Origin of the sequence: Jannaschia marina, assembly GCF_013404595.1 — a bacterium.
Classification (GTDB): Bacteria; Pseudomonadota; Alphaproteobacteria; order Rhodobacterales; family Rhodobacteraceae; genus Jannaschia; species Jannaschia marina.
In genome coordinates, this window is sequence record NZ_JABVAX010000007.1 from 95,472 (window position 1) to 121,650 (window position 26,179).

At 69.0% G+C, this 26,179-nt stretch carries 24 protein-coding genes; 10 read left to right on the forward strand and 14 right to left on the reverse strand.

The window, feature by feature from the left end; all coding sequences use genetic code 11:
• Positions 1 to 4: 4 nt before the first annotated feature.
• The 5 genes from proS to HSX43_RS13070 form a co-directional block, all read right to left on the reverse strand.
• Positions 5 to 1,345: a proline--tRNA ligase gene (gene proS / locus HSX43_RS13050; RefSeq protein WP_179380582.1), complete on the reverse strand. Its 1,341-nt coding sequence runs from the start codon at positions 1,343 to 1,345 to the stop codon at positions 5 to 7.
• A gap of 197 nt (positions 1,346 to 1,542) precedes the next feature.
• Positions 1,543 to 3,090 carry a Ppx/GppA family phosphatase gene (locus tag HSX43_RS13055; protein ID WP_179380583.1) on the reverse strand — a complete coding sequence of 516 codons (1,548 nt, stop codon included), beginning with the start codon at positions 3,088 to 3,090 and terminating at the stop codon, positions 1,543 to 1,545.
• A 67-nt stretch (positions 3,091 to 3,157) separates the two neighbouring features.
• Complete coding sequence (locus HSX43_RS13060) at positions 3,158 to 5,359, reverse strand: RNA degradosome polyphosphate kinase (protein WP_179380584.1); 2,202 nt, start codon at positions 5,357 to 5,359, stop codon at positions 3,158 to 3,160.
• A gap of 81 nt (positions 5,360 to 5,440) precedes the next feature.
• Entirely contained in the window at positions 5,441 to 6,121 is a 681-nt protein-coding gene (locus tag HSX43_RS13065) for a P-loop NTPase family protein (RefSeq protein ID WP_179380585.1), read from the reverse strand.
• Positions 6,122 to 6,125: 4 nt separating this feature from the next.
• Positions 6,126 to 7,223, reverse strand: a complete 1,098-nt coding sequence (locus tag HSX43_RS13070; protein ID WP_179380586.1) for an AI-2E family transporter — start codon at positions 7,221 to 7,223, stop codon at positions 6,126 to 6,128.
• A 122-nt stretch (positions 7,224 to 7,345) separates the two neighbouring features.
• Between HSX43_RS13070 and HSX43_RS13075 the strand changes: the two genes are divergently transcribed.
• Entirely contained in the window at positions 7,346 to 8,527 is a 1,182-nt protein-coding gene (locus HSX43_RS13075) for an NADase-type glycan-binding domain-containing protein (protein ID WP_179380587.1), read from the forward strand.
• 9 nt (positions 8,528 to 8,536) lie between these two features.
• Here the strand turns inward: HSX43_RS13075 and HSX43_RS13080 are convergent, their stop codons facing one another.
• A complete protein-coding gene (locus HSX43_RS13080) occupies positions 8,537 to 8,995 on the reverse strand; it encodes a GatB/YqeY domain-containing protein (RefSeq protein ID WP_179380588.1) in 459 nt (152 codons plus the stop codon).
• A gap of 189 nt (positions 8,996 to 9,184) precedes the next feature.
• On the opposite strand from HSX43_RS13080, the gene carA reads away from it, so the two are divergent.
• A complete protein-coding gene (carA, locus tag HSX43_RS13085) occupies positions 9,185 to 10,330 on the forward strand; it encodes a glutamine-hydrolyzing carbamoyl-phosphate synthase small subunit (protein ID WP_179380589.1) in 1,146 nt (381 codons plus the stop codon).
• A gap of 70 nt (positions 10,331 to 10,400) precedes the next feature.
• A complete protein-coding gene (locus HSX43_RS13090) occupies positions 10,401 to 12,431 on the forward strand; it encodes a glycosyltransferase family 2 protein (RefSeq protein WP_179380590.1) in 2,031 nt (676 codons plus the stop codon).
• On the opposite strand, the gene HSX43_RS13095 is transcribed toward HSX43_RS13090, so the two are convergent.
• Positions 12,428 to 13,063 (reverse strand): GntR family transcriptional regulator, encoded by a 636-nt coding sequence (locus tag HSX43_RS13095; RefSeq protein ID WP_179380591.1) that lies wholly within the window; start codon positions 13,061 to 13,063, stop codon positions 12,428 to 12,430. The genes HSX43_RS13090 and HSX43_RS13095 overlap by 4 nt on opposite strands.
• 341 nt (positions 13,064 to 13,404) lie before the next feature.
• Between HSX43_RS13095 and HSX43_RS13100 the strand changes: the two genes are divergently transcribed.
• The 3 genes from HSX43_RS13100 to HSX43_RS13110 all read left to right on the forward strand — a co-directional run bounded on the left by HSX43_RS13100 (position 13,405) and on the right by HSX43_RS13110 (position 16,489).
• A complete protein-coding gene (locus tag HSX43_RS13100) occupies positions 13,405 to 14,067 on the forward strand; it encodes a pyrimidine 5'-nucleotidase (RefSeq protein ID WP_179380592.1) in 663 nt (220 codons plus the stop codon).
• A gap of 28 nt (positions 14,068 to 14,095) precedes the next feature.
• Positions 14,096 to 15,277, forward strand: a complete 1,182-nt coding sequence (locus tag HSX43_RS13105; RefSeq protein ID WP_179380593.1) for an FAD-dependent monooxygenase — start codon at positions 14,096 to 14,098, stop codon at positions 15,275 to 15,277.
• A gap of 114 nt (positions 15,278 to 15,391) precedes the next feature.
• Complete coding sequence (locus tag HSX43_RS13110) at positions 15,392 to 16,489, forward strand: Hint domain-containing protein (protein ID WP_179380594.1); 1,098 nt, start codon at positions 15,392 to 15,394, stop codon at positions 16,487 to 16,489.
• Positions 16,490 to 16,498: 9 nt separating this feature from the next.
• Here the strand turns inward: HSX43_RS13110 and HSX43_RS13115 are convergent, their stop codons facing one another.
• Positions 16,499 to 17,629, reverse strand: coding sequence for an aminotransferase class V-fold PLP-dependent enzyme (locus HSX43_RS13115; protein ID WP_179380595.1), 1,131 nt, complete (start codon positions 17,627 to 17,629; stop codon positions 16,499 to 16,501).
• A gap of 113 nt (positions 17,630 to 17,742) precedes the next feature.
• Between HSX43_RS13115 and HSX43_RS13120 the strand changes: the two genes are divergently transcribed.
• The gene (locus HSX43_RS13120; protein ID WP_179380596.1) at positions 17,743 to 18,363 is read left to right on the forward strand and encodes an HAD-IA family hydrolase; all 621 of its coding nucleotides are present in this window, start codon (positions 17,743 to 17,745) and stop codon (positions 18,361 to 18,363) included.
• On the opposite strand, the gene HSX43_RS13125 is transcribed toward HSX43_RS13120, so the two are convergent.
• Positions 18,360 to 18,809: an Lrp/AsnC family transcriptional regulator gene (locus HSX43_RS13125; protein WP_179380597.1), complete on the reverse strand. Its 450-nt coding sequence runs from the start codon at positions 18,807 to 18,809 to the stop codon at positions 18,360 to 18,362. The genes HSX43_RS13120 and HSX43_RS13125 overlap by 4 nt on opposite strands.
• Positions 18,810 to 18,866: 57 nt before the next feature.
• Entirely contained in the window at positions 18,867 to 19,322 is a 456-nt protein-coding gene (locus tag HSX43_RS13130; RefSeq protein WP_179380598.1) for an Lrp/AsnC family transcriptional regulator, read from the reverse strand.
• A 135-nt stretch (positions 19,323 to 19,457) separates the two neighbouring features.
• Between HSX43_RS13130 and ilvC the strand changes: the two genes are divergently transcribed.
• Complete coding sequence (ilvC, locus tag HSX43_RS13135) at positions 19,458 to 20,480, forward strand: ketol-acid reductoisomerase (protein ID WP_179380599.1); 1,023 nt, start codon at positions 19,458 to 19,460, stop codon at positions 20,478 to 20,480.
• 72 nt (positions 20,481 to 20,552) lie between these two features.
• Here ilvC and HSX43_RS13140 read toward each other — a convergent pair whose 3' ends face one another.
• Complete coding sequence (locus tag HSX43_RS13140) at positions 20,553 to 20,762, reverse strand: hypothetical protein (protein ID WP_179380600.1); 210 nt, start codon at positions 20,760 to 20,762, stop codon at positions 20,553 to 20,555.
• 87 nt (positions 20,763 to 20,849) lie between these two features.
• Positions 20,850 to 20,981 carry a hypothetical protein gene (locus HSX43_RS19835; RefSeq protein WP_268884069.1) on the reverse strand — a complete coding sequence of 44 codons (132 nt, stop codon included), beginning with the start codon at positions 20,979 to 20,981 and terminating at the stop codon, positions 20,850 to 20,852.
• A gap of 284 nt (positions 20,982 to 21,265) precedes the next feature.
• Between HSX43_RS19835 and HSX43_RS13145 the strand changes: the two genes are divergently transcribed.
• Both HSX43_RS13145 and HSX43_RS13150 read left to right on the forward strand, forming a co-directional pair.
• Positions 21,266 to 22,183, forward strand: coding sequence for a DMT family transporter (locus HSX43_RS13145; RefSeq protein WP_179380601.1), 918 nt, complete (start codon positions 21,266 to 21,268; stop codon positions 22,181 to 22,183).
• Between the two features lie 31 nt (positions 22,184 to 22,214).
• Positions 22,215 to 23,663, forward strand: a complete 1,449-nt coding sequence (locus HSX43_RS13150; RefSeq protein WP_179380602.1) for a TrkH family potassium uptake protein — start codon at positions 22,215 to 22,217, stop codon at positions 23,661 to 23,663.
• Between the two features lie 6 nt (positions 23,664 to 23,669).
• On the opposite strand, the gene HSX43_RS13155 is transcribed toward HSX43_RS13150, so the two are convergent.
• Both HSX43_RS13155 and HSX43_RS13160 read right to left on the reverse strand, forming a co-directional pair.
• Positions 23,670 to 24,161: an NUDIX domain-containing protein gene (locus tag HSX43_RS13155; RefSeq protein WP_179380603.1), complete on the reverse strand. Its 492-nt coding sequence runs from the start codon at positions 24,159 to 24,161 to the stop codon at positions 23,670 to 23,672.
• Between the two features lie 133 nt (positions 24,162 to 24,294).
• Entirely contained in the window at positions 24,295 to 26,043 is a 1,749-nt protein-coding gene (locus HSX43_RS13160; protein WP_179380604.1) for a serine protease, read from the reverse strand.
• Positions 26,044 to 26,179: the final 136 nt, after the last annotated feature.

A 26,179-nucleotide genomic window follows, 5' to 3' on the forward strand; every position in this document is an offset into this window, starting at 1 on the left:
AAGGTTAGAGGTGGGCCGCGTAGATGTCCTTCACCCGCGCGACGGCGGCTTCCGCGGACATCTCCTCGCTCTCGCCGGTGCGCCGCGAGGTCAGCTCGACCACGCCGTTGCCGAGGCCCCGCGGGCCGACGGTGATGCGCCAGGGCAGGCCGATCAGGTCCATCGTCGCGAACTTCGCGCCCGCCCGCTCCTTGCGGTCGTCGTAGAGCGCCGAAAGCCCCTGTGCGGCGAGCGCACGATAGAGCCCCTCGCAGGCCGAATCCGTCGCGACGTCGCCCTGCTTGAGGTTCACGATCCCGACGTTGAAGGGCGTCACGCCCTCGGGCCAGATGATGCCCTTGTCGTCGTGGCTCGCTTCGATGATCGCGCCCAGCAGGCGGCTCACCCCGATCCCGTGGGACCCCATGTGGACGGGTACGGGCTTGCCGTCGGGGCCCTGCACGGTGGCCCCGAGCGGCTCCGAGTACTTGGTGCCGAAATAGAAGATCTGGCCGACTTCGATGCCCCGGGCGGAGCGGCGCCGCTCTTCGGGCACCTGGGCAAAGACGGCCTCGTCGTGGGTCTCGTCGGTGCGGGCATAGCGGGAGGTGAACTCCTCGAGGATGCCTTGGCAGTCGGCAACGTCGTCGTAGTCGATGTCCCGGTCGCCGAAGCTCAGGTCGGCGACCTCCGCGTCGTAGAAGACCTCGCTCTCGCCGGTCTCGGCCAGCACGAGGAACTCGTGGGTATAGTCGCCGCCGATCGGTCCGCCGTCGGCGCGCATCGGGATCGCCTGCAGGCCCATGCGCTCGTAGCTGCGCAGGTAGCTGACGAGATGACGGTTGTAGGCGTGCAGCGCATCTTCCTTGGTCAGGTCGAAATTATACCCGTCCTTCATCAGGAATTCGCGACCCCGCATCACGCCGAAGCGCGGCCGCATCTCGTCCCGGAACTTCCACTGGATATGATAGAGCGTCAGCGGCAGATCCTTGTAGGACGATACGTGCGACCGGAAGATGTCGGTAATCATCTCCTCGTTCGTCGGTCCGTAGAGCATGTCACGGTCCTGCCGGTCGCGGATGCGCAGCATCTCGGGGCCGTAGGCATCGTAGCGCCCCGATTCCTTCCAGAGATCCGCGGGCTGCAGCGTCGGCATCAGCATCGGAATGTGGCCCGCGCGCTGCTGCTCCTCATGCACGATCTGTTCGATACGCCGGAGCACGCGGTAGCCGAGCGGCAACCACGAGTAGATGCCCGCCGACGACTGCTTGATCATGCCGGCCCGCAGCATCAGGCGGTGGCTGACGATCTGAGCCTCGGCGGGCGTTTCCTTGAGAACAGGCAGGAAGTAGCGGCTGAGGCGCATGGGCGGGCTCCGGGCGGGCGTCAGGGTTGCAGAGCGCTACCAACGGGCGCGCACGGGGGCAAGACGCGCCCGCACGATCCCGCCCATCGGGCGGCGGCCCGAAGATCACCGGATCGAGCCCCACCCCGGCGCGTGCCTCTTCCTGCCAGAAATACTCCGGGGGTCCGGGGGCTCGCCCCCGGCCCGCCCTGCCGCCGCTAGGGCCGCACGACCTTCACCTTCGGCGCGCAGTTCAGGCTGCTCGCCAGCGATTTGAACCGGGCCTCGGCGACCTCGCCGAAGAGCGCCTCCCCGTCGCCCTTGGGCAGCGACAATTCCAGCTCCGCCTTCTTGGGATAGAGCTTCAGCCGCCCCATGAGCGACGGATCCTGCGCCGAGAACATCGCCCCGAAGCGCATGGCCTTGCCCGCGACTTCCGCCTGCAGTGTATCCGCCTCGTCGAGAAGCGGCGCGAGCCGCTCGAAGGGGGTGCCCTCGCGCTTGTTGCGGTAGCGGTGCAGGAGCGCGAGACCGAGATAGACCCGCTCGGAATGGGTCAGCCCGCCGAGGTTGGCCCGGGTCGCGTTGTCGAAGCAGATTTCCGCGCGGTAGTCGGGATGGGCCCGCCAGCTGACGTCGTGGAGAAGGCAACAGGCCCGGATCAGACGTCGACGGCGATCCTTCTCGCGGGCAAAGAGCGGCTGGATGAACTTGTAGAGCACCCGCCCGAAGCCCGGCAGCCGCGCCGACGCCGCCTCGGAGGCGCGACAGCTCTCGATCAACGGATCGCGGGCGCGCAGCACCTCGGGCATCTGCTCGTAGAGGAGCCCCTCGCGGATGCCATAGCTGGAGATCGCGATCTCCTTCGGCTTTACCGTCTTGACCACCCGGTCCAGCACCTCGCAGGCCATCGGCACGAGCGACATGCGCGCCATGGAGGTCGAGGTCCGCAGGCGCAGATCCTCCAGATCCTCATCCGCGATGAATTCCAGCGTCGCGCGCAGGTCCTTCGGGGTCATCTTGTACTCGTGCAGCACGTGGAGCGGGTAGCCGCGCCGCTCCATGTCGACACGGGCGATCGCGCGCCAGCTGCCACCGACGAGATAGAGCCGGTCGAAGCGGGCTTGGCCGAGGGTTTCGGTCATACGTCCGATCCCGGCGTCGATCTCCTTGCGGCGCGCGCCCTTGCCCTTCACGGCCTGCAGCTTGAGCGGCCCGAGCTTGCCCGAGACGGTCGCCCCGACCGCGCCGCCGTCGAGCACCGCGAACTCCATCGAGGAGCCACCGATGTCGCACATGAGCCCCTGCGCCTCGGGCCAACCGAGCAGCACCCCCTGCCCCGAGAGCCGGGCCTCCTCCGCACCGTCGATGACCCAGAGCTTCAGGCCCGTCCGCTCCATCACCTCGGCCTCGAAAGCCGGGCCGTCCTCGGCCTCGCGCACGGCGGCGGTGGCGACGGCGGTGAGCGAATTGACCTCCATGCCCCGCGCCAGGATCGAGAAGCGCCGGAGCGCGTCGAGAGCGCGCACCCGACCCTCGGCGTTGAGACGTCCGGTCTCAGAGAGGCCCGCGCCCAGACCGCAGAGGATCTTCTCGTTGAAGAAATAGGCCGGCGAGCGCGCGGCCCCGTCGAACACCACGAGCCGGACCGAGTTGGAGCCCACGTCGATCACGCCGACCCGGCGCAGCGCCCGCGCCTCCGGCCCGTCGAAGAGCGGCGCGCCGAAGGGCCCGAACTCCTCGGCGTCGATCGCTTTGCTGATCATGCGGCGCTGTTCCCCGGCAACTTGTTGCCGAAAGGTGTGGCATCCCCCCCGCGGGGGGTCAACGCCGTCAGTCGCTGCTGTGGGTCAGCTCCGGCACGTCCTTCGCGCCCGCCGATCCTCGGCCCGAGAGCGATGGGTTCTCCATGAAGAAGCGGTGGCAGCTGAAGGGGTTGTCGATGCCGTTGAGGTCGGGGCGGATCCAGTCGCCCTCGGGGCCGAGCACCCAGCTCTGCGCCACGTCGGCCAGGTTCGCGGCCATGATCTGGCTGACGATCTGCGCCTTCACGGTCGGGTTCACGCATTCCACCAGGGTCTCGACCCGGCGGTTCAGGTTGCGGCCCATCCAGTCGGCCGACGAGATGTAGACCCGTGCCTTCTTCGACGGCAGGCCGTGGCCGTTGCCGAAACAGACGATGCGCGAATGCTCCAGGAACCGGCCGACCACCGATTTGACGCGGATGTTCTCCGACAGGCCGACGACCCCGGGTCTGAGCCCGCAGATACCCCGGATCACGAGGTCGATGCGGACGCCCGCCTGGCTTGCGGCATAGAGCGCATCGATGACGTCCGGCTCGATCAGCGAGTTCATCTTGGCCCAGATCATCGCCGGTCGCCCAGCCCGCGCGTGCTCCACCTCAGCCGCGATGGACGCAAGCAGATGCTCCTTGAGGTCGATGGGCGAGATCGACAGGCTGTCGAGCCCCTCGGGCGGTGCGTAGCCGGAGATGTAGTTGAACACCTTGGTCGCGTCGCGTCCGAGCGCGGTGGAGCAGGTGAAGAGCGACAGGTCGGTGTAGATCCGCGCGGTCATCGGGTGGTAGTTGCCCGTTCCGAAGTGGGTGTAGGTGACGAGCTTGTCGCCCTCGCGGCGCACGACGGTCGAGATCTTGGCGTGGGTCTTCATGTGGGTGAAGCCGTAGACGACATGCGCACCGGCCCGCTCCAGCCGCCGCGACTGGCGGATGTTGGCGGCCTCGTCGAAGCGCGCCTTGAGTTCCACGAGCGCGGTCACCGTCTTGCCCGCCTCCGCCGCCTCGCAGAGCGCGGCGACGATCGGGCTGTCGCGGGACGTGCGGTAGAGCGTCTGCTTGATCGCCACGACATTCGGGTCGTTCGCCGCCTGAGTCAGGAAGCGGACGACCATGTCGAAGGTCTCGTAGGGGTGGTGCAGGAGCATGTCCTTCTGCCGGATCGCGGCGAACATGTCGCCGCCGTGGTCCTGCACCCGCTCGGGAACGCGCGGCGTGAAGCTCGGCCAGAGCAGATCCTTGCGGTCGCCCACGACGAGTTCCTTGAGCGAGGCGAGCCCGATCAGCCCGTCGACCTCGATGACCTCGTGCTCGTCGACGCCGGTTTCCTCGATGATCTCGCGGCGCAGGCCCTCGGGCGCATGGGCCGTCATCTTCAGGCGGATCACATCGCCCCGCCGGCGGCGCTTCAGCGCGGTCTCGAACTCGCGCACGAGATCCTCGGCCTCTTCCTCGACCTCGAGATCGCTGTCGCGCAGCACGCGAAAGGCGCAGTGGCCCTTGAGCGTGTAGCCGGGGAAGAGTTGTTCGATCTGCAGCAGGAGCAGTTCTTCCAGCGGCAGGAAGCGGATCGGTCCCTCCGCCGTCTCGTCCCCCGTGAGCCGGATGAACCGCGCGATCTGCGCCGGCACGGGCAGGAGCGCGCGCAGCGTCCGGTGGTCGGCGCGGCGCTGCAGCTCGACGGCGACGGCGAAGCCCTCGTTCGGGATGAAGGGAAAGGGATGCGCCGGGTCGATGGCCAGCGGCGAGACGATGGGGAAGACGTCGTTGAGGAAATGCGCCTGCATCTGCGCGCGCTCCGCCTTCGAGAGGTCCTGCGCCCGCAGAAGCCGCAGTCCGACGCCCTCCATCTCCTTGCGCAGCGCCTTCCAGACCTGCTGCTGGTGGGCGAGGAGGCGCACGGCGTCCTCGTCGATCATGGCGAGTTGCTCGGCCGGGGTGCGCCCGTCGGCGGCCGGGGTGCGGTTGCCCGCGCGCGCCAGCTCGCGCAGGCCGGCGACGCGGACGGTGTAGAATTCGTCGAGGTTCGCGGCCGAGATCGACAGGAACCGAAGCCGCTCCAGCATCGGCACGCGCGGGTTCTCCGCCTCTTCGAGGACGCGCCAGTTGAAAGCCAGCCAGCTCCGCTCCCGGTTGAAGAACCGCTTGGGGCTCGTCCGGCGCTCCTCGTCCAGCTCCACGGCGGCAGGCAGCGGGGCGTTGAGGAAGTCGGCGGGCGGCGGCGCGGAGAGGTCGAGCATCATGGGAGGGATCTAGGGGCCATCTGTATCGGGAGGATGACAGCCTATGACCCGCCCCGACAAAGGTCCAGCAGGCGGGGGTCAGTCGGCGGTGCCCTGCTCCGCCTCGAGGACGGCACGCGCCAACCCCTGGTTGATCGGAACGCCGCGCGCGAGCGACTCGGCATCGAGCCGGGCGACCATGCCGCGCGCGGCGACGAAGCTGCGCTCCATCCGCGGCAGCAGGTAGCCAAGGAGCGCGGGCTTCACCTGCAGCTGCCGATCCGCGAAGAGCTTCAGGAGGACGACCGACAGCAGCATGTCGTCCGGGTCGCCCAGCGTCGCCGGCGTGAGCGAGGCGAGGCGGCTGCGCAGATCGGGGAGCTTCACGGGCCAGTCCGACGGCTGCCCCCGCCCCGTCAGCAGAAGTCCCCGCCCCGCCTGTGCCGCGGCGTTCCAGAGGTGAAAGAGCGCCTCCTCGGCTACGGCATCCCCCGCGACGCGGTCCACGTCCTCGACCGCGAGCGGGCCCTCCGCCAGCGCCGCCACCTCCGCCGCGTCGAGGGTCGCGGCCGACACGACACGCGCGCCGGTTTCCCCGGCCCAGACGGCCACCAGATGCGACTTGCCCGCCCCCTCCGGCCCGACGAGGGCGAGGCGGCCGTCGGGCCAGTCCGGGAAGCGGTCGACCAGGGCCACGGCCGTCGCGTTCGAAGTCGAGACCATGAAGTCGTCGCGCCCCTGCGCATCGAGGCGCGGCAGGTCGATCGAAAGCTGTGTCATCGGATCAGGCGTCGTCCGCCGGCTCGGTCTCTTCGGGCAGGAGCGTGCCGCGCTCGCGCCCCCGGTAGAGCATGCTGTCCTTGTATTCGGCGACGACGTGCCGCGTCACGACGCCCAGCGCGGCAGCCACGGGGACAGCGACGAGCATCCCGACGAAACCGTAGATCGACCCGAAGGCCGAGAGCGCCAGCAGGAGCCAGACGGGGTGCAGCCCGACGCTTTCGCCCACGAGCTTCGGCGTGAGCACGTTGCCTTCGAGGAACTGCCCGGCCGCGAAGATCGCGGCGACGAGGCCGATCGCCGTCCAGTCGCCCCAGAACTGGAAGAGCGCCAGCCCGATGGCGAGCCCCCCTCCGACGAGCGCACCGACGTAGGGAATGAAGGTGATGAGCCCGGCGATCGCCCCGACCACGAGACCGAACTGGAGCCCGACGAGCATCAGGCCGGCGGAATAGAACGTCCCGAGGATCAGGCAGACGGTCAGCTGCCCGCGCACGAAGCTCGCGAGCGTCGCGTCGATCTCGGCGGCGATGCGGCGGATGCGGCCCACGTGGTCGCGCGGCAGCAGATCGTCGATGCGCGCGACCATGTTGTCCCAATCGAGGAGGAGATAGAAGGCCACGACCGGCACGACCACGATGAAGACGACGGCGTTTACCACGCCGAAGACGTAGGTCAGCGCCTGCTGCGCCAGCTGCCCCCCGCGCGACCGGATGAGCTCGGCAAGGTCGGCCAACCCGGTCTGCACGATCCCGCCTTCGGCCACTATCTCGGGGAACCGCGCGGTCAGCGTGGACCGCAACGCGGCGAAGTATTCCGGAGCCACCCGCACGAGCGCATTCGTTTGTTGCACCAGAAGCGGAATGAGCACCGCCACCGCGATCACGAGGATCAGAACGCCAACGAGGGTAATCACCGACGTGGCCGCCGCCCGCGGCAGGCCCATCAGTTCCAGCCGATCGGCCAGCGGGTCTAGGATGTAGGCGATGGCCGCCCCCACGATGAACGGGAGCAGGATCGGCCCGAGATACCACAACAGCACAAGGAAGGCCGCGGCGACGAGGCCCCAGTAGATCATCTGTTGCCGAACGGGCAGCGCCATGGATGTCTCCCAAATGTTTCGCTCTAGATGCCCGTCCGCCGACGGCGGTTCAAGGCATTGCAACGGGCCGCGGCCTCGTCCTAGGCTTCGCGTCGATTGCAACGAAACGTCTCCGGTTAACGATGCGATACCTGTTCCGCTCCGCGCTCTTCGTCCTCCTTCCCCTTGCGACCATCCCTCCCGCCGCCTTGGCGCAGGACAGCTGCGGCATGGGTGGATGCACCGCCGGGGAACGAACCGAGACCGCACCGATCTCCGAGACCGAACGGCGCCTGAGCGAGCAGGAGGTCTTCGTCATGGCTTCGGAGATCATGGCCGTGACGGGGCTGCGCAACACGTTCAAGATCGAAGAGACGATGGACGTCTACAACGCCGCCGCCTACCTCGAGGACCAGGAACGCTGGATCGGCTTCAACCCGCTCTGGGTGCGGCAGTTCAAGGATCTGCCGACCGACGACCGCTGGCCGCTCTATGCGGTGATCGCCCATGAAATCGGGCACCATCTCATGGGCCACACCATCCTGCCCGGCGGCTCGCGCCCGGCGACCGAGCTGGAGGCGGACGAATACGCCGGCTTCGTGCTGCACGCGCTCGGGGCCGACCTCGAGGATGCGCAGCGCCTCTGGCATGACTTCAGCGCCGAGGCGTCGGCCTCGCATCCGGGGCGAGGACAACGTCTTGCAGCCGTATCCGAGGGGTGGCATCGCTCAGCGGGCCGCGCCGGGCTCGCCCTGCCCGTGGCCACCGCACCGGCCCCGGATGCCGACAGCCCGCAGTCGATCCGGCAGCGCGACGAAGCCGCGTCGGAAGCACCGAGCCGCGCCACCGACGTGATCGCCGAAACCCGCAGGCCAGAACTGCCCGGTCAGGCTGTCTGCGCCCCGCTCCCGAAGGGGGGCCTGCGCGGTCGGCTCTGCGCCTCCTCGGCCGTGGCGGTCGATCACGTGGCCCGGCTGACCGACGGCGACCGCCGCGCCCCCTGGACCGAGCAGGACCCCGGGGCCGGGGCCGGCTCTCGCCTTCTCTTCGAATTCGCCCGCCCCATCTCGGCGCAGCAACTCACGATCGTGAACGGCGACAACAGCGACGAGAAGGCCTTTCGCCGCAACGCACGGCTGGAAGGCATCACCCTGCGCGGGTCGAACGGCCACTCGCGCGTCATCGTCGTGCGCGACAACCGGCGCGAGCAGAGCTGGACGCTCGCCGGCTTCGAGGGCGTGGAGTGGATCGAGGTGACGGTCGACAGCGTGATCGAGGGCCGACGCTACGACACGCTTGCCGTGTCGCGCCTGCGGATCGAATAGACCCGCGCTTCAGCCCGCGTTCAGGCGGTCGCGCACCGACGGCCCGACCGCGCCGAAATCCATCTGCCCGGTGTACTTCGACTTCAGCACGCCCATGACCTTGCCCATGTCGCGCACCGAGCTCGCGCCCGTCTCCGCCACGGCCGCGTCGATCGCCGCCGCGACCTCCTCGTCCGACAGGCGTTTGGGCAAGAACTCCTCGATGATCTCGATTTCCTCGGTCTCGGCCTCGGCCAGTTCGAGCCGCCCGGCCTCCTCATAGGCGCGGGCCGATTCCTGCCGCTGCTTGACCATCTTGGCCATTGTCGCCGTGGCCTCGGCATCGCCCACGGTGCGCCCGTCGGCCCGCAGCGCGATGTCCTGATCCTTCAAAGCCGCGTTGATGAGGCGCAGCGTGCCCACGCGCCGCGTGTCCTTCTCGCGCATCGCCTCCTTGAGGCGTGCGTTGAGCCGTTCCCGCAGGTCCATCCGTCTTCCCCGGACTGTTTCCTAAGGGATCAGCCCTAGCCGATGCCGGGCAGTGCCGCAAACCCTTCTCGGCCGCAGGCGCGCGCGCCTGCCGAAACGTCACCGTTCGGGGGCCGCGCCGGTGTTGACCGCCTCGGCCGCGCTCCGTATGACCCCGAAAGTTTGCCAAATCACCTGCCGGAGCGCCCCATGCCCCAGACGCCGACCGCCTGCCTCGCCCTTGCCGACGGGACGATCTTCATGGGCCGCGGGTTCGGGGCCACGGGTGTCTCCGTCGCCGAACTCTGCTTCAACACCGCGATGACCGGCTACCAGGAGATCATGACGGACCCGTCCTATGCCGGACAGGTCGTCACCTTCACCTTCCCGCATATCGGCAACACCGGGGTCACCCCCGAGGACGACGAGACCGCGGAACCGGTCGCCGCAGGCATGGTCGTCAAGTGGGATCCGACCGATCCGTCGAACTGGCGCGCCGTGCAGGATCTCGAAAGCTGGCTCGCCGCGCGCGGCCGCATCGGGATCGGCGGCGTCGACACCCGCCGGCTCACCCGCGCCATCCGGCAGCAGGGCGCCCCCCATGTGGCCCTCGCCCACGACCCCGAGGGCAACTTCGACATCGAGGCGCTCGTGGCCCAGGCCCGCGCCTTCAAGGGCCTCGAAGGCATGGATCTCGCCCGGGACGTGACCTGCGCGCAGTCCTACCGCTGGGACCAGACGAAATGGGCCTGGCCCGACGGATACGGCACGCAGGACGCGCCACGGCACAAGGTCGTCGCCATCGACTACGGGGCCAAGCGCAATATCCTGCGCTCGCTTGCCTCGGTCGGCTGCGACGTGACCGTTCTGCCCGCGACGGCGACGGCCGAGGACGTGAAGGCGCTGAACCCCGACGGCGTCTTCCTGTCGAATGGCCCGGGCGATCCGGCGGCGACCGGCGAATACGCCGTCCCGATGATCCGCGACATGGTCGACACGGGCCTGCCTGTCTTCGGGATCTGTCTCGGCCACCAGATGCTCGCCATGGCGCTCGGCGCGAAGACCGTGAAGATGAATCACGGCCACCACGGGGCGAACCATCCCGTGCAGCGGCGTGCCGACGGCAAGGTGGAGATCACCTCGATGAACCACGGCTTCACCGTCGACGCACAAAGCCTCCCCGAAGGTGTCGAGGAGACGCATGTGTCGCTCTTCGACGGCTCGAATTGCGGCATCCGTCTCTCGGGCAGGCCGGTCTTCTCGGTGCAGTATCACCCCGAAGCGAGCCCCGGCCCCCACGACAGCGCCTATCTCTTCGACGAATTCGCAGCCGCGATGGAGGCCGCGAAGGCCTGAGTTGTCCGGGTGTTAACCGGCAATTAAGAAATGACAGGCAAGGGTGGTGCGTACCTTTACCGAGTATGCCATGTCTTCGCTTGCGGCTTTCCGTTCCCCCGTTCCCGACCCCGAGGACAGAGCCGCCACGCGCAAGGGCCTCTGGAAGGCGCGGGAGGATCGTCGCAAGACCGCGCCCGAGCCGGAGGCTTCCTCGGTCGGCACTCCGGCGCGAATGCGCCCCAAGCTCGGGGAAGTTCTTCTCGATATGGGCGCGATCAGCGGGTCCGACCTCGCCCATGCGCTCACCCTGCAACGGCGTATGTCCGCGCGGCTCGGTGACGTGCTCCTACGGGGCGAGATCGTGGATGCCGAGACGCTGGCCGACGCGCTCGCCCGGCAACGCGGCATCGGTCGCGCCGGTCCCGCGCCGCGCGGCGACGCGGCGGCGGATGCGCTCGCGCGCAGGATGCCGCTCGACATGTCCGTCTTCTTTCGCGCGATCCCCTGGCGCAAGGTCGGCAGCCTGACGCTTGTTGCGACGGCCCGGCCCGAGGCGATCGACACGCTCGCGGACCTGCTCCCACCGCTCCTCGGCCCCTGCCTCTTCTCGGTCGTGACCGACGCCGCCTTCGACGATCGCCTGACCGAGATCCATGGCAAGACCCTCGCGCGCGCCGCCGAATGCGAGGTGCCGAAACCGATGAGTTGCCGCAGCTGGCACCCGAGTGGCCTTCTCAACCCGCTCGCGCTCCTGCCGGCGCTCCTGATCGTCGCGGCGATCGCCGCGCCGCTCACCTTCCTCAAGATCGCCACGGCGCTCGGCCTCCTCGTCATGTGCTCGAACCTCGGTCTGCGCATCGCGGCCCTGCTCGCGGCCCGTCGTACCCCGACGAAATCCCCGCCCCCCGAAGGCGCGGCCGCGAAGTTGCCGTCCGTCTCGCTGCTCGTACCCCTGCACCGCGAGCCGGAGATCGCCGCGTCACTGACCCATCGTCTCTCGCGCCTCGACTACCCGAAGGAGCTCCTCGACATCTGCCTCGTGGTCGAGGCGGATGACTTCGTCACGCGCAACGCGCTCGAAAAGGCCCGGCTGCCGGCGACGATGCGCGTCATCACGGTGCCCGACGGCTCTCCGCGCACCAAGCCGCGTGCGATGAACTACGCACTCAACTTCGCCCGCGGCGAGATCGTCGGCATCTACGACGCCGAGGACGCGCCCGCGCCCGACCAGATCATGCGCGTCGCCCGGCGTTTCCAAGAGGTGCCGGAGGACGTCGCCTGCCTGCAGGGACTGCTCGACTACTACAATCCGACGCGCAACATCATGTCGCGCTGCTTCACCATCGAATACGCGACCTGGTTCCGTCTGGTCCTGCCCGGCCTCTCCCGCCTCGGTCTCGCGGTTCCCCTTGGCGGGACGACGCTCTTCTTCCGGCGCAAGGCCCTCGACCGTATCGGCGGCTGGGATGCCCACAACGTCACCGAGGACGCAGATCTGGGCATACGCCTCGCGCGGCTCGGCTACCGCACCGAGATCATCCGCACGACGACCCTGGAGGAGGCGAACGCCCATCCGCTCGCCTGGATCAAGCAGCGCTCCCGCTGGATCAAGGGCTATGTGCTGACCTGGGCCGTGCACAGCCGCCGGCCGCTCAAGCTGCTGCGCGAACTCGGGCCCCGGCGCTGGATCGGCTTTCACCTGCTCTTCATGGGCTCGGTCCTCAATGCGCTGCTCATGCCCTTTCTGTGGTCGACAGCCGTGATCCTCTTCGGCCTCCATCACCCCGTCCTCGATTGGCTGCCCGGCGAGAGCCCGGCCGTCCTGGCAGGTCTCCTGATCGGCGGCACGCTGACCTCGATGGTGATTTCCTGGTTCGGCTGCGCGACCCCGCACCACCGCCCCCTGCGCCCCTGGATCCCTCTGATGGAAGCGTATTTCTGGCTCGCCACACTCGCGGTGATGAAGGCGCTGGCCGAGATCGTCTTCCGTCCGTTCCACTGGGACAAGACGACGCACGGCACCTTCGGCGGCACCGATGGCTCCGACTTCTCGCACCTGGAGACCGCCGCGCAGACCGTCGACGTCGATCCGGTCGGCCACATCGGCCAGCGCGGCTAGATCCGCAGCGCCTCCTCGCGCAGGCGCGTCTCGAACGCCTCGCTCAGATGCCGGCGCAGCGCCTCGGCCGCGGCATCGCCGTCACGTGCCTCGATCGCCTCGACGATCGCCAGATGCTCGGCGAGCGCCGTCTCGCCGCGCCCCTCCGCCGCGAGCGAAGTCGTCGCCATAAGCGCCATCGAGCGATGCACCATTCCGAGCTGCTGTACGAGGTAGCGGTTGTGAGAGGCGAGGTGGATCTGCCCGTGGAAGCGCCGGTTGGCCCGCGACAACGCGCGCGCGTCGCCGAGATAGGCGCGGTCCTCGTCGACCATGCGCCGCAGCACGCGGATCTCCTCGCGCGCCGCATGCTGCGCGGCAAGCCGCGCCGCCAGCGCCTCGAGTTCGGTGCGGACGGCATACAGCTCCGCCATCTGGTCGTGGCTCAGCGTCGCGACGATCAGCGAGCGTCCGTCTCGCACCAGAACCGACTGGGTCTCGAGGCGTTGCAATGCCTCGCGCACCGGCGTCCGCGAGACGCCGAACCGCTCCGCCAGTTCGCTCTCGACCAACCGGTCGCCGGGGCGAAAGTCGCCCCGGTCGATCGCGTCGAGGATCAATCCATGGGCATCCTTCTGCCCCGCCTGCGCCATCGGACCCTCCCTTCTCCGGTCGCGCCCTAGCTAGGCCGCGCGCGCGCAAATGACCAGTCGCTCGGGATGCCACCCCACCTCCGGGAGGGAAACGCCGCGCGGCGCGACGGACCGCGGCACCGGGCCGGCAAGATCCGATCGTCCCGACCGCGTCCGACGGCCCCGATACCGGCGAGCGGAGCGATCGGGCAACCGTCGCCCACGCGCCCGCACGCGGGTCGGACCGGCAGCGAGCCGCCGGGTCGCAAGAACCGACCGCCCGGCCCCACGGGTCCGCCGCCGGTCGCGCGCGCCGTCATCCGCCGCTTGACCCCTGCACGCGGCGCAGTCACACCGGCCCCATGTTATCGACCGTCATCGCCGACTGGAGCCACGTCCGCACCTGGGTCTTCGACCTCGACGAGACGCTCTATCCGCCGAGTGCGCCGCTCTTTCCGCAGATCGAGGCGCGCATGGTCGACTGGATCACGTCGGCGCTCGGCGTCGGGCGCGGCGAGGCCGACCGGCTGCGCGCCGAGTGGTGGGCCACCCATGGCACCACGCTCGCGGGGCTCATGCACGATCACGGCGTCGCGCCCGAGCCGTTCCTGACCGAGGTGCACGATATCGATTTCTCGGTCCTGACTCCCGATCCGGACCTGCGGGCGGCGATTGCCGCCCTGCCCGGCCGCAAGGTCATCTTCACGAACGGCACCGCGCCCTATGCCCTCGACGTGTTGCGCGCGCGCGGGCTCGACGGCCTCTGGGACGCGATCCACGGCATCGAACATGCGGGCCATGTGCCGAAGCCCGCGCCGGCCGCCTTCGACCGCGTCTTCGCCCGAGATGGCCTCACCCCGCGCGCGGCCGCCATGTTCGAGGACAGCGCGCGCAACCTGCGGGTTCCGGCGGAGCGCGGCGTGACGACCGTTCATGTCGCCCCGACCCCGGCACCGGCACCGCACATCCATCACCACACCGCCGATCTGACCGCGTTCCTGCGCGGCATCCTGTCGACTGGCTGAGCACGCCGGCGCGCCCTACCTTCCGATCATGGACTTCGATACCGATATTCTCATCGCCGGCGGGGGCCCCGCGGGCCTCTCGGCCGCCTGTGTTCTGGGCAGCGCCGGCCATCGCGTCACCCTCGTCGACCCCGCGCCGCCGGCCAGCGGCGAGGAGGCCGCCGACGCGGACCTGCGGACGACGGCGCTTCTGCAACCGGCCCGCGATCTGCTCGAAGCCGCCGGAGCCTGGGACGGGATCGCAGCCCACGGAACCGAACTCTGGACGATGCGCATCGTCGATGCAGCCGCGGAACCGCCCGTCACGCGCGACTTCGAGGCGCGAGACATGGGCGATGCGCCCTTCGGCTGGAACGTCCCGAACCCCGCCCTTCGCGAGGCCCTGCTCAGCCGGGCCGAGGCGCTCGAAACGGTCGATCTGCGCTTCGGCACCGCCGTCACCGGCCTTCTGCAACGCACGAGCGGCGCGCGGGTCACACTCTCGAACGGCACCCGCCTGCGCGCGCGGCTCGTCGTCGCCTGCGACGGGCGGCAGAGCGCGCTGCGCCGTCTCGCCGGTATCGGGGCGCGCCGGGTGGACTACGGTCAGACGGCCCTGGTCTTCGCCGTGGCACACGACGCTCCGCACGGGAACGTCTCCATCGAGGTGCATCGGACCGGCGGCCCCTTCACGCTGGTTCCCCTCGAGGACAGGGACGGTCGCCCCTGCTCCGCCGTGGTCTGGATGGATGACGCGCGCGCGCAGAAAGATCGCATGACGCTCGAAGACGCCGCCTTCGCGGCGGAGGTGAACGACCGCTCCGCCGGGGTCCTCGGACCGCTCACGCCCATCACGGACCGTGCCGCCTGGCCGATCACATCGCAGCTCGCCGACCGCCTGCACGGCCGCCGCCTCGTCCTCGCGGCCGAAGCCGCCCACGGAATGCCGCCGATCGGCGCACAGGGGCTCAACACCTCGCTGCGCGACATCGCGACGTTGCGCGATCTCTGCGCGCGCGGCGATATCGGCTCGGATGCGATGACGGCCGCCTATGCCCGCGCGCGGCGCGGCGATGTCACGCTGCGGATGACGGGTATCGACATCCTGAACCGCACCTCCATCGCCGCGATGCTGCCGGCGCGGGCCCTTCGGGCAAGGGGCGTTGCGGCACTGCACGATATCGCGCCGGTGCGCCGCGGATTGATGCGACTCGGGCTCGGTGTTTCGTGACGGGAACCAATCGGATAGGCTAGTTTCGTCGAAATCGCCCGAAATCGCTCAACCGCGACGTGACGCCAACCGTCCCGTGCCTATCATCTCACGCGGGCAATCAGGAGAATCGCCATGAACGGTCAGATCGTCGTCACCGGTGCGAATATCCTGCGCGATCCGTCGGTTAACACCAATTCCTCCGGCGGCAACGACGGTCAGGGCACGATCCGGATCCAGAGCGGCCAGCAGGTCTTCGACAGCGACGACATCGTGGTTTTCGACGTTCAGAACGTGACGGCCGACGGCGAGGTCTCGGGGGCCTCCGGCTTCTTCGGCATCACCGTCTACGACAGTGCCGCCGATTTCGCCTCGGGCACGACGAAATTCACCTACGGGCCGCAAAACCCGGGCCAGACGGCCAATGTGCAGTCGGACCTGAGCGGGCTCGGCGACGGCTACGTCCGGTTCAACGCCAACGTCCTCGTCAGCAGCGACCCCGGCGCGCCGACCTTCAATCAGCTCATCGTCGCCGGCGGGCGCGACCTCGTCTCGGAGATCGCAAGCGGCCCGGTGCTCTTCGACCGCAATCAGGATTTCGACTTCGACGGCGACGGCATGATCGACGTCGGCACGATCGAGGAGGGCAACAACCTCTATGCCCTCGGGACGGGCGTAATGATCTGCTTCGCCGAGGGCGCCCCGATCCTGACACCGGACGGATACAAGCCGGTCGAGGCGCTCGAGGTCGGGGACCGGGTCGTCACCCGCGACCACGGCGCACAGCGCATCCTCTGGATCGGGGCGCGCGAGGTCGCAGGCACCGGAGACCTCACTCCGATCCGCTTCGCACCCGGCGCGATCGGCAACACCTGGGCCTTCCGCGTCTCGCCCAACCACCGGATCCTCGTCTCCGGACCGTCGGCGGAGCTCATGGCGGGCCTGCCGGAAGTGCTCGCCCCCGCGAAGCATCTCGTCAACGACACGACCATCCGTCCCGCGCCCTGCGCGGCGGTGACCTATCACCACTTCCTGTGCGAGAGCCACGAGATCGTGGACGTGGCCGGTTGCCTCGCCGAAACGCTGCACCCCGGGGCCGAAGCGCTCGACATGATGGGCGAGGCCGCGCGAGCCGAAGTGCTCGCCCTCTTCCCCGAACTCGAGACGGCCGAGGCCCGCCCCCTCGCCCGCCCGGCGCTGCGCGCGGGACAAGCCGCCGTGCTGAAGCTCTAGACTCCGCTTCTAGTCCGGAAACACCTGATCGACGACACGTTTCAGCCGGGCGACGGTGCCGTCGACATCCATGAGCTTGTCGAGCCCGAAGAGGCCGATGCGGAAGGTCGCGAAGTCGGCCGGCTCGTCGCATTGCAGCGGCACGCCCGCGGCGATCTGCATCCCGTGCGCCATGAAGGCCTTGCCGGTCTTCACCTCGTCCGACGGCGCGTAGCTGACGACGACGCCCGGCGCACCGAACCCCTCGGCCGCGACCGACCGGACACCTTTCGCCGCGAACATCGCGCGTACCTTGTCGCCCAGCTCCCATTGCGCGCTCTTCAACCGGTCGAAGCCGTAGTCGCGGGTCTCCTCCAGCGTGTCGCGGAACGCACGGAGCGCATCGGTCGGCATGGTCGCGTGGTAGGCGTGGCCCCCGCCGAGGTAGGCCTCCATGATCTGCGTCCACTTCTTCAGGTCGATGGCAAAGCTGTCTGAACTCGTCGCCATGACGCGGGCGTGGGCCGCCTCCGACATCATCACGAGCCCGGCGCAGGGCGAGGCGCTCCACCCCTTCTGCGGGGCCGAGAGCAGCACGTCGACGCCCGTGGCCTTCATGTCGACCCAGACGCAGCCCGAGGCGATGCAGTCGAGCACCATAAGCGCGCCGACCTCGTGTGCGGCCTCGGCGAGCGCGGCGATATAGGCGTCGGGCAGGATGACACCGGCGCTCGTCTCGACGTGAGGTGCGAAGACGACGTCCGGTTTCGTCTCGCGGATGCGGGCGACGACCTCTTCCACGGGCGCGGGCGCGAAGGGGGAGCGGCTGTCGTTGCCGGCCTGCCGCGCCTTCAGCACCTCGACCCCTTCGGAAAACGCCCCGGTCTCGATGATCTGCGACCAGCGATAGCTGAACCAGCCGTTGCGGACGACGAGTGCCTTCGCGCCCTGCCCGAACTGCCGCGCGACGGCCTCCATCCCGAAGGTACCGCCGCCCGGGACGATCGTGACGTGATCGGCGTTGTAGACCTCCGCGAGTCCGGCGTGCAGGTCGCGCATGACCCCCTGAAACCCCTGCGACATGGAGTTGAGGGAGCGGTCGGTGAAGACGACCGAGAATTCTTCGAGCCCCTGCGGGTCGACGGTACCGAGTAGTGCCATGGTCGTATCCTCCTGTCTCGCGCGACTGTTTCATGGCTGGCAGGGCGCCGCAAACACATGGCGCGACGTTCGGCAGCGGTTCTTCGACGCGGCTCCCTGCGCTATGCTCGGGCATGATCACCGCGAACGTTCCCCTGCGCGCCGTCCTCTGGGATTTCGACGGCGTCCTGAACGACAATGCGCCGCAGGGGCGGTTTCTCTGGACGGACGACTTCGAGGGCACCTTCGGGCAGCCCCTCGACGGCTTCGTCGACGCGGTCTTCTGCAACCTCGAATCCGTTCTGACCGGACGGGAAGACCTGCTCGACCGGATCGGCCGCTGGATCGAGACAAGTGGGGCGGAGACGACGCCGGAGACGGTCGCAACCCACTGGCTCGAAAAGGACTTTCACCCCAACACAGCGGTTCTGGACGCCGTGGCCCGCCTTGCCCGGCAGGGCTATCGCCAAGCGATCCTGACGAACGCGGACCTGCGGCGGGCCGCGTGGGTCGAGGGGATCGCAGAGCGCATCGACGGGATCGAGGCGGTCTATGCCTCCGCCCGGCTGGGCCATGCGAAACCCGACGCGACGGCCTTCCGAAAGGTGCTCGACGACATGGGGCTCTCGGCGGGCGAAGTGCTCTTCGTCGACGACGATTCCACCAACGTGAACGCCGCCGCAGCGCTCGGCTTCCGCACCTTCCGCTACAGCCGCCTTGCCCACGACGCGCTGGAGTGGAGCCTGCCGCGCTAGAGCGGACCCGGGAGTTTTTCTTCCGATAACAAGACGTTGGCCTCCATTTCCCCGACACCGGGGAGCGCCATGATCCGCCGGCGCAGCACGCGTTCGAAATCCGGGAGGTCGCGGGCGGTGATGCGCAGGCGGTAGTCGTAGCGGCCGAGGACGTGCTCGACGCGGCGCACCTCGGGGATTGCGGAGACGGCGCGCTCGAAGTCCTCGAGGCTGACGCGGCCCTTGGTGGCGAGCTTGATGCCGAGGAAGACGGTGACGCCAAACCCCAGTTTTTCAAGGTCGAGATGCAACTCGCGCCCTCTGACGATGCCCGCGTCGCGGAGACGGCGCAGGCGCCGCCAGGCCGCGGGCTGGGACAGGCCGACGGCACGTCCGACGGCCCCGGCGGAAAGGGTGGCGTTGGCCTGCACGACGCGCAGGATGGCCCTGTCCGTGTCGTCGATCATCGCGAATTGAACGTTTTGTACATATCCGGAACACCCCTTTGCGCGTTTTGTACAAACTCAGATCGGCAGCGTCTGGTCGGTCTTCACCGTCGCGACGTGCATCAGCGCCTCGATCTCGGCGATGTGCGGCAGCGTCAGGATGCGGTCGCGGTAGAGATGCTGCCAGTGGCTCATGTCGCGGGCGATGACGTTGAGGCGGAGGTCGACGCGGCCGAGGAACGTCTGCAGCTCGGTGACCTCGGGCACCTTGCGGGCTTCCGCCATGAAGCGGTCGAAGGCGCCGCGCGCGGTCTTGTCGAGCTGGATGCGCAGGGAGACCTCGACGCCGTAGCCGAGGACGGTCCAGTCGATGACGGCCCCGACCCCGCGCAGGATGCCGGCCTCGCGAAGCTTGTCGATGCGACGCGACACGCGGGCGGCCGGCAGGTCGAGCGCGGCGGCGAGTTCGGGCGGCCCCATTTCGGGGTCGCTCTGCCAGAGGCGGAGGATGCGGCGGTCGAGGTCATCGAGCATGGATTCGTCACTGAATAGTATGTGAAAGAATGATTATTCGCCGAATATCCGAAAATCCATCGCTGATCCTTCTCGTCTTCCGCCGGAAAGCGCCATAGGGATAGCGCCGACGAACACCAAAGGAGGGACAACCCCATGCGCGTTTACTACGACCGCGACTGCGACGTGAACCTGATCAAGGACAAGAAGGTCGCCATTCTCGGCTACGGCTCCCAGGGCCATGCCCATGCACTGAACCTGCGCGACTCGGGCGCGAAGAACCTCGTGGTCGCCCTGCGCGAGGGCTCGCCCTCGGCGGCGAAAGCCGAAGGTGAGGGCCTGAAGGTCATGGGCATCGCCGAGGCCGCGGCTTGGGCCGATCTCATCATGTTCACCATGCCCGACGAGCTGCAGGCCGAGACCTACAAGAAGTACGTCCACGACAACATCCGCGACGGCGCTGCGATCGCCTTCGCCCACGGCCTGAACGTGCATTTCGGCCTGATCGAGCCGAAGCCCGGCGTCGACGTGATCATGATGGCCCCGAAGGGCCCGGGCCACACCGTGCGCGGCGAATACACCAAGGGCGGCGGCGTGCCCTGCCTCGTGGCGGTGCACCAGGATGCGAGCGGCAAGGCGCTGGAGCTGGGCCTGTCCTACTGCTCGGCCATCGGCGGCGGCCGGTCGGGTATCATCGAGACGAACTTCCGCGAGGAATGCGAGACCGACCTCTTCGGCGAGCAGGCCGTGCTCTGCGGCGGCCTCGTCGAGCTGATCCGGATGGGCTTCGAGACGCTGGTCGAGGCCGGTTATGCCCCGGAGATGGCCTATTTCGAGTGCCTGCACGAGGTGAAGCTGATCGTGGACCTGATCTACGAGGGCGGCATCGCCAACATGAACTACTCGATCTCGAACACCGCCGAATACGGCGAATACGTCAGCGGCCCCCGCGTCCTGCCCTACGACGAGACGAAGGCGCGGATGAAGGCGATCCTGACGGACATCCAGACCGGCAAGTTCGTGCGCGACTTCATGCAGGAGAACGCCGTGGGCCAGCCCTTCTTCAAGGGCACGCGCCGCCTGAACGACGAGCACCAGATCGAGGAGACGGGCGAGAAGCTGCGCGGCATGATGCCCTGGATCTCGGCCGGCAAGATGGTCGACAAGGCCAAGAACTGAGCCGCGACTTGACGGAATGGAAAAGGGCCCGCGCTTCGCGCGGGCCCTTTTTCGTCTGCGATCTCCGGCCGGTCAGCTTTGGGAGGCGACGCGGTGGGGATCCGTCACGTCGCGATCCGGCGTGAAGCGCGGATCCGGTTCCTTCCGGGCCAGCGGCGACGGCTGCGCCGGGCGATCTTTCTCCATCATCCGTTCCGTCCGCGTCTTGCTCCAGACGGCGAAGGCGATGGCGGCAAGCAGGGTGACCAGGAACAGGCCACCGATCAGGGTTTCAATGCCCATGGGGTGTCTCCTTTCGTTTCGGGTCTTCGCTGCGTCAACGCCGCGGGGTGCGATGATGTTCCCTGCAAAGGCCGCGCCGCACCGCCGTCAATCGCGGGAGAGGATCGCCTTGTCGGCATAGAGCGTCCGGACCTTGCGGTTGGCCCGGTGAAGCGCGGCGATCACGACGGCGAGGAAGATGCCCAGCAGGCAGACGACGATCCAGTCGGAATAATGCATGGGGTGGCTCCGCGCAGATGGTGGTGTGAGGGCAGATAGGCGCGCGCAGCCGTCTGCCAAGCGGCGGGGACGGCATGGTGGCGCAAAGCCGCCTTCCATGGCGCTGCATAGTCCCGACAAGGAAGACGGTGCTTGCGGTCCCGCTCGCCGTCACGGACGGGCCCGCGCCGGCGAAACGCGCCGCCGCGGGCTGTGACGACCGCACCAGGCGTCGGCCGCGCCGACGATCATCCCGGCAGGCGAATGGGCTGTCGGTCGCGGGTCGGGCGCGCTAGACCGCCGCCATGGCACAGACCACGGATACTCCCGTTTCACAGCCGACCCTCGGCAACTACGCATCGGTCATCGGGCTCGGCCTGATCTGGGGCGGCACGTTCATGGTCGTCGCGGTGGCCCTGCGCGGCTACGGCCCCGTGACGGTCGCGGCGGCGCGGACCGGGCTCGGTGCGCTGGCGCTCCTGTCGCTCGTGCTGGCGATGGGGCGGCCCCTGCCCCGGCTGTCCGGGCTTCTGGCCTTCTACGTCGTGGTGCTGGGGGTGCTGACGACGGCGGCCCCGTTCATGCTCCTGTCGTGGGGGCAGCAGCACGTGCCCTCGGCCTTCGCGGGCCTCTCGATGGCGGTGCTGCCCCTCTTCGTGCTGCCGCTGGCGCATTGGTTCGTCCCGGGCGACCGGCTGACCCTGCGCAAGGCCGGCGGCTTCGGGCTGGGGCTTCTCGGCGCGCTCGTCCTCCTCGGGCCCGGGATCACGGCGGCGGGGGGCGGCGACCTCGCGGCGCTCGGGCGGCTCGCCTGCATCGCGGCGACGGTCTGCTATGCCGTCGGCTCGATCCTGACGCGGCGCTGCCCGCCCATCGACGGCATGTGGCTCTCGGCGCTCACGCTGGTCGTGGGGGCCGTCATCCTGATGCCCGCGATGCTCTGGGTCGAAGGCCTGCCCGGGGTCGCGGACCCGCTCGTGATGGGGGCGATCGTGTTCCTCGGCCTCGTCCCCACGGCCTTCGCGGCGCTCCTGCGGGTGCAGGTGATCCGCTCGGCGGGGCCGAGTTTCATGACGCTCGTGAACTATCAGGTGCCGGTCTGGTCGATGCTCTTCGGCGCGCTCGTGCTGGGCGAGGACCTGCCCGGCCGCTTCTATCTTGCGCTCCTGCTGATCGCCACGGGCCTTGCCGTGTCGCAATCGGGCCGCCGCCGCGGCCATTGACACCGTCGCCCGCCCGCCCGACACCGATCTGATGCTGGACCTGCGCCCTGTCGGATATGTGATCGGCCTTCTCCTGATGGTTCTCGGGGTCGCCATGGCGCTGCCGCTCCTCGCTGATCTCGTCGCCGAGAACGGCCATTGGCCGGTGTTCCTCGAATCGGGGATGATCACGGGGCTCGTGGGCATGTGCCTGTCGCTCGCCTGTTCGAACGCGGTGCGCGACCGGCTGTCGCTGCAGCAGACGTTCCTCGTGACCTCGGGCGTCTGGGTCGCGCTGCCGGTGTTCGCGGCACTGCCGATGGTCCTCGGGGCGACGGGGCTCAGCTACACGGACGCCTTCTTCGAGGCGATGTCGGGGATGACGACGACGGGCTCCACGGTGATCTCGGGGCTCGACGATCTGCCGGCGGGGATCCTGCTGTGGCGGGGGCTGCTGCAGTGGTTCGGGGGAATCGGGGTCATCGTCATGGCGATGGTCTTCCTGCCGGAGCTGCGCGTGGGCGGGATGCAGATCTTCAAGTCGGAGGCCTTCGACACGATGGGCAAGGTGCTGCCGCGCGCCGCGGAGATCTCGGCCCAGATCTCGACGATCTACGTCGGCATCACCGTAGCCTGCGCGCTGGCCTACGGCGTCGCCGGGATGGGCACCTTCGATGCGATGGTCCACGCGATGACGACCGTTTCGACCGGAGGCTTCGCCAACTACGACGCGAGCTTCGGGGCCTTCCAGGGCGTGCACGAATACATCGCGACGGTCTTCATGCTCTCGGCCGCCCTGCCCTTCGTGCTCTACGTGCAACTGGCCAACGGCGAGGGTCGGCCGCTTCTGCGCAACAGCCAGGTGCGCGCCTTCTTCGGGACGGTCGCCACCCTCGTCGCGGTGGTCACGGTGACGCTCGTGGTCGTGGACGACTTCGGCCCGGAGCGGGCCCTGCGCGAGGCGCTTTTCAACATCGCCTCGATCCTGACGGGCACGGGCTATGCCAGCGTCGACTACATGGCCTGGGGCGGTTTCATCATCACGATCTTCTTCTTCTGCGGTCTCATCGGGGGCTGCGCCGGCTCGACCTCCTGCTCGGTCAAGATCTTCCGCTACCAGATCCTCTTCGCGGCGCTGAAGGCGCAGTTGCGCCAGATCCATTCGCCCCACGGCATCTTCCGCCCACGTTACGACGGGCGCACGGTCAGCGAGGACGTGCTGTCCTCGGTCATGGCGTTCTTCGTCCTCTTCGTGGTGACGCTCGGCGTCTTCGCGGTGGCGCTCGCGCTCACGGGGCTCGACTTCGTCACCAGCGTCTCGGGGGCCGCGACGGCGGTGGCGAACATCGGGCCGGGCCTCGGGCCGATCATCGGGCCCGCGGGCAACTTCGCCCCGCTCAACGATACCGCGAAGTGGTTGCTTGCGGCGGCGATGCTGATCGGGCGGCTGGAGCTCGTGGTCGTCTACGTCCTCTTCACGCGGCGCTTCTGGCTCGCCTGACGGGCCTCAGATCAGCTGGAACTCTCCCGTCGCGCGGAACCGGGCGTAGGCGGCGAAGATCGGGCGTTCCGGCGCGACCATGGTCTCGAGGTCGATGTCGTCCGGGGCCACGAAGCGCAGCTCGGTCGCCTCGCCGTCGACGGGCCGCAGGTCTCCGGGCACGAGATGCGCATGGAACATCAGCGAGACCGACTGGACCCGATCGCCGTTCGGATAGGTATAGCGCTCGATCTCCGGGTCGGACGACAGGCCGAAGGGCGTCAGGTCGCGCAGCATGGCGTTGGCCTCCTCCCGCGCCTCGCGGTGGGCGGCGTCGCTGAGCGACTCGCCGAGCTCCATGCTGCCGCCGATCACGCCCCAGAGGCCGTTGTCGGCGCGGCGGATGAGGAGGAAGCGGCCCGCCCCGTCATCGACGAGGACGCGGATGCCGACGGAGATCAGCGGCACGGAGCCCATCGCCGCGCGCAGGCGGCCGAGATAGCTGTCGGCGAAGCTCACCGGCGATCCCGGAATGCATGAAGAGCTTTCGGCGAAAGCTCTTCCCCAAGTCTTCGCGGAAGACTTGGGCAGCGGGAGTTTTCAGCGAAAACTCCGGGAGAAGCCTTCAACGAAGGCTTTTCGCGGTGTGCGATCATTCCCAGCAGCTGACGAGGACGGTCATGCCGACCGCGCGCGTCGTCAGGTCCTCGGGCGCGATCGGGGCCGCGGTCGCCGCCGTCCGGGCCGAGACGCCGGCCTCGGCCAGAACCTCGGTCAGCGCGCGCGCCTTCGCCGCGAAGGTCACGTCGGCCGGCAACGCCCGGCTGTCGTCGACCGGATCGGGCAGCAACATGCCCGCCACCCGGCCCGACTGGTCGAGGACGGGGCCACCCACGTCGCCGTCGCGCGCCTCGAGCGACAGGCGGATCACGTCCTCGTCGCCCTCCAGGTCGCGCACGTCCTCGAGCGTCCCGAAGGAGAGCGTCGCGGCCCCGAGCACGCCGCCGAAGGGGAAGCCGCCGACCGATACGGCGGAGCGCAGGCGGCCCTCGGTGGGGGCGAGCGCGGCGACCTCGACAGGCGCCAGGCGCGCGACGGGTTTCAGGACGGCGACACCGTCGCGGCTCAGCGCGACCTCGGCCTCGTGCAGCCGGTCGAGCGTGACGCGGCTGCAGCCGGCGACGGTCTCGGCAGCGGTCACGACCGCGCCGTTGCCGTCGACGAAGAAGCCGGAGGCGGCGCGCAGCGGACGGCGGACCTCGAGGCCCGAGACCATGTCGAAACTCTGCTCGGCGGCCTCGAACCCGGCCTCGGGCGGCAAGGGCGCGCCGGAGGACGCCAGCGTGCGGTCCATCTCGGGCAGCGCGCGGGCGGCGAGGCCATCCTGCGTCTCGGGCCAGGAGAGGATGTAGCCGACGATGTGGCTGCCATCGAGCTTGGCGTAGACCTGCGTGGTACGATCGGGCTCGACCCCGGTGATGCGGAACTCGTCGCGCGACTTGGAGCGGTCGCCCTCGGTCGGGACGATCTCGAGCGTCTGCAGGATCTCGTAGAGACCGCCGAGCACGGCGCGGTCACCCGACTGGCTGATGAGCGACAGGCGCACGCCGCTGTCGCCGTTCGGGGCGTAATGCACGAAGGGGGCCTCGATGCGGTCGAAGGCCACGAGGCCGAGCGGCGCGATCAGGGAGACGCCCGCCTCGGCCACCGTCACGGGTTCGAGGCCGAGTTCCTTCTGCGAGGTCGCGTATTCCTCGAGGAGGCGCGCGCGCTGCCGCGTGGTCAGGATGCCCGTGACCTCGGCCACGCCGGCGGCGGTCTGCCAGGCGGCCATGGAGTTGCGCGTGCCGCGGCCGTAGCTGCCGTCGATGGCGGCCGTGTAGAAGCCGAACCACTGGAGCGCGCGCTGCAGCTCCATCTTCTCGTCGCGCGACAGAAGCTGCTCGGAGCGCTGCGCCTCGCGCCGCGTCTCCTCGGGCTGGAGGAGCGGCGCGGGGGCGGCGATGTCGTCGCCGTCGGTCGTCGGGGTTTCGACGTCCGCTGCGGGCGCGCTCGGCAGCGGGGGGGCCGCGGCCCCTGCCCCCACGGGCCAGAACCGGTCGCGGTAGCTGCGCCCGTCCGAGATGTAGCTGTCACGCGGGATCAGCCCCTCGCGCCGCAGGCGGCGCAGGGTCGCGTTGGCGGTGGCCGCGTCGTAGGGGCCGAGGGCCAGCGCGTACCAGCGTCCGCCCATCGCGAAGCCGTTGATGTCGGAGACGATCGAGCCGTAGGCGCGTGCGCGGGACGTGGCCTCCCCGAGGTTCGGGTGCGCCTCGATCTGGACGAAGACCTGCTGCGCGGCAGCGGGGGCCGCGAAGCCGATCAGGGTGGAAAACACACAAACGAAAAAAGCGAAGCGCATCGAATCTCTCGGGTCGGGGAAACTGTCGTTCCGCCCTTTGTTCCCGACGGGGCACCGAAAGTTAAGGCCGTGGCCCGGCGGCACCGCTCCCACCCCGCGTTGACGGGCCAAGTGTTGCCGCATAGACGCGGTGCGA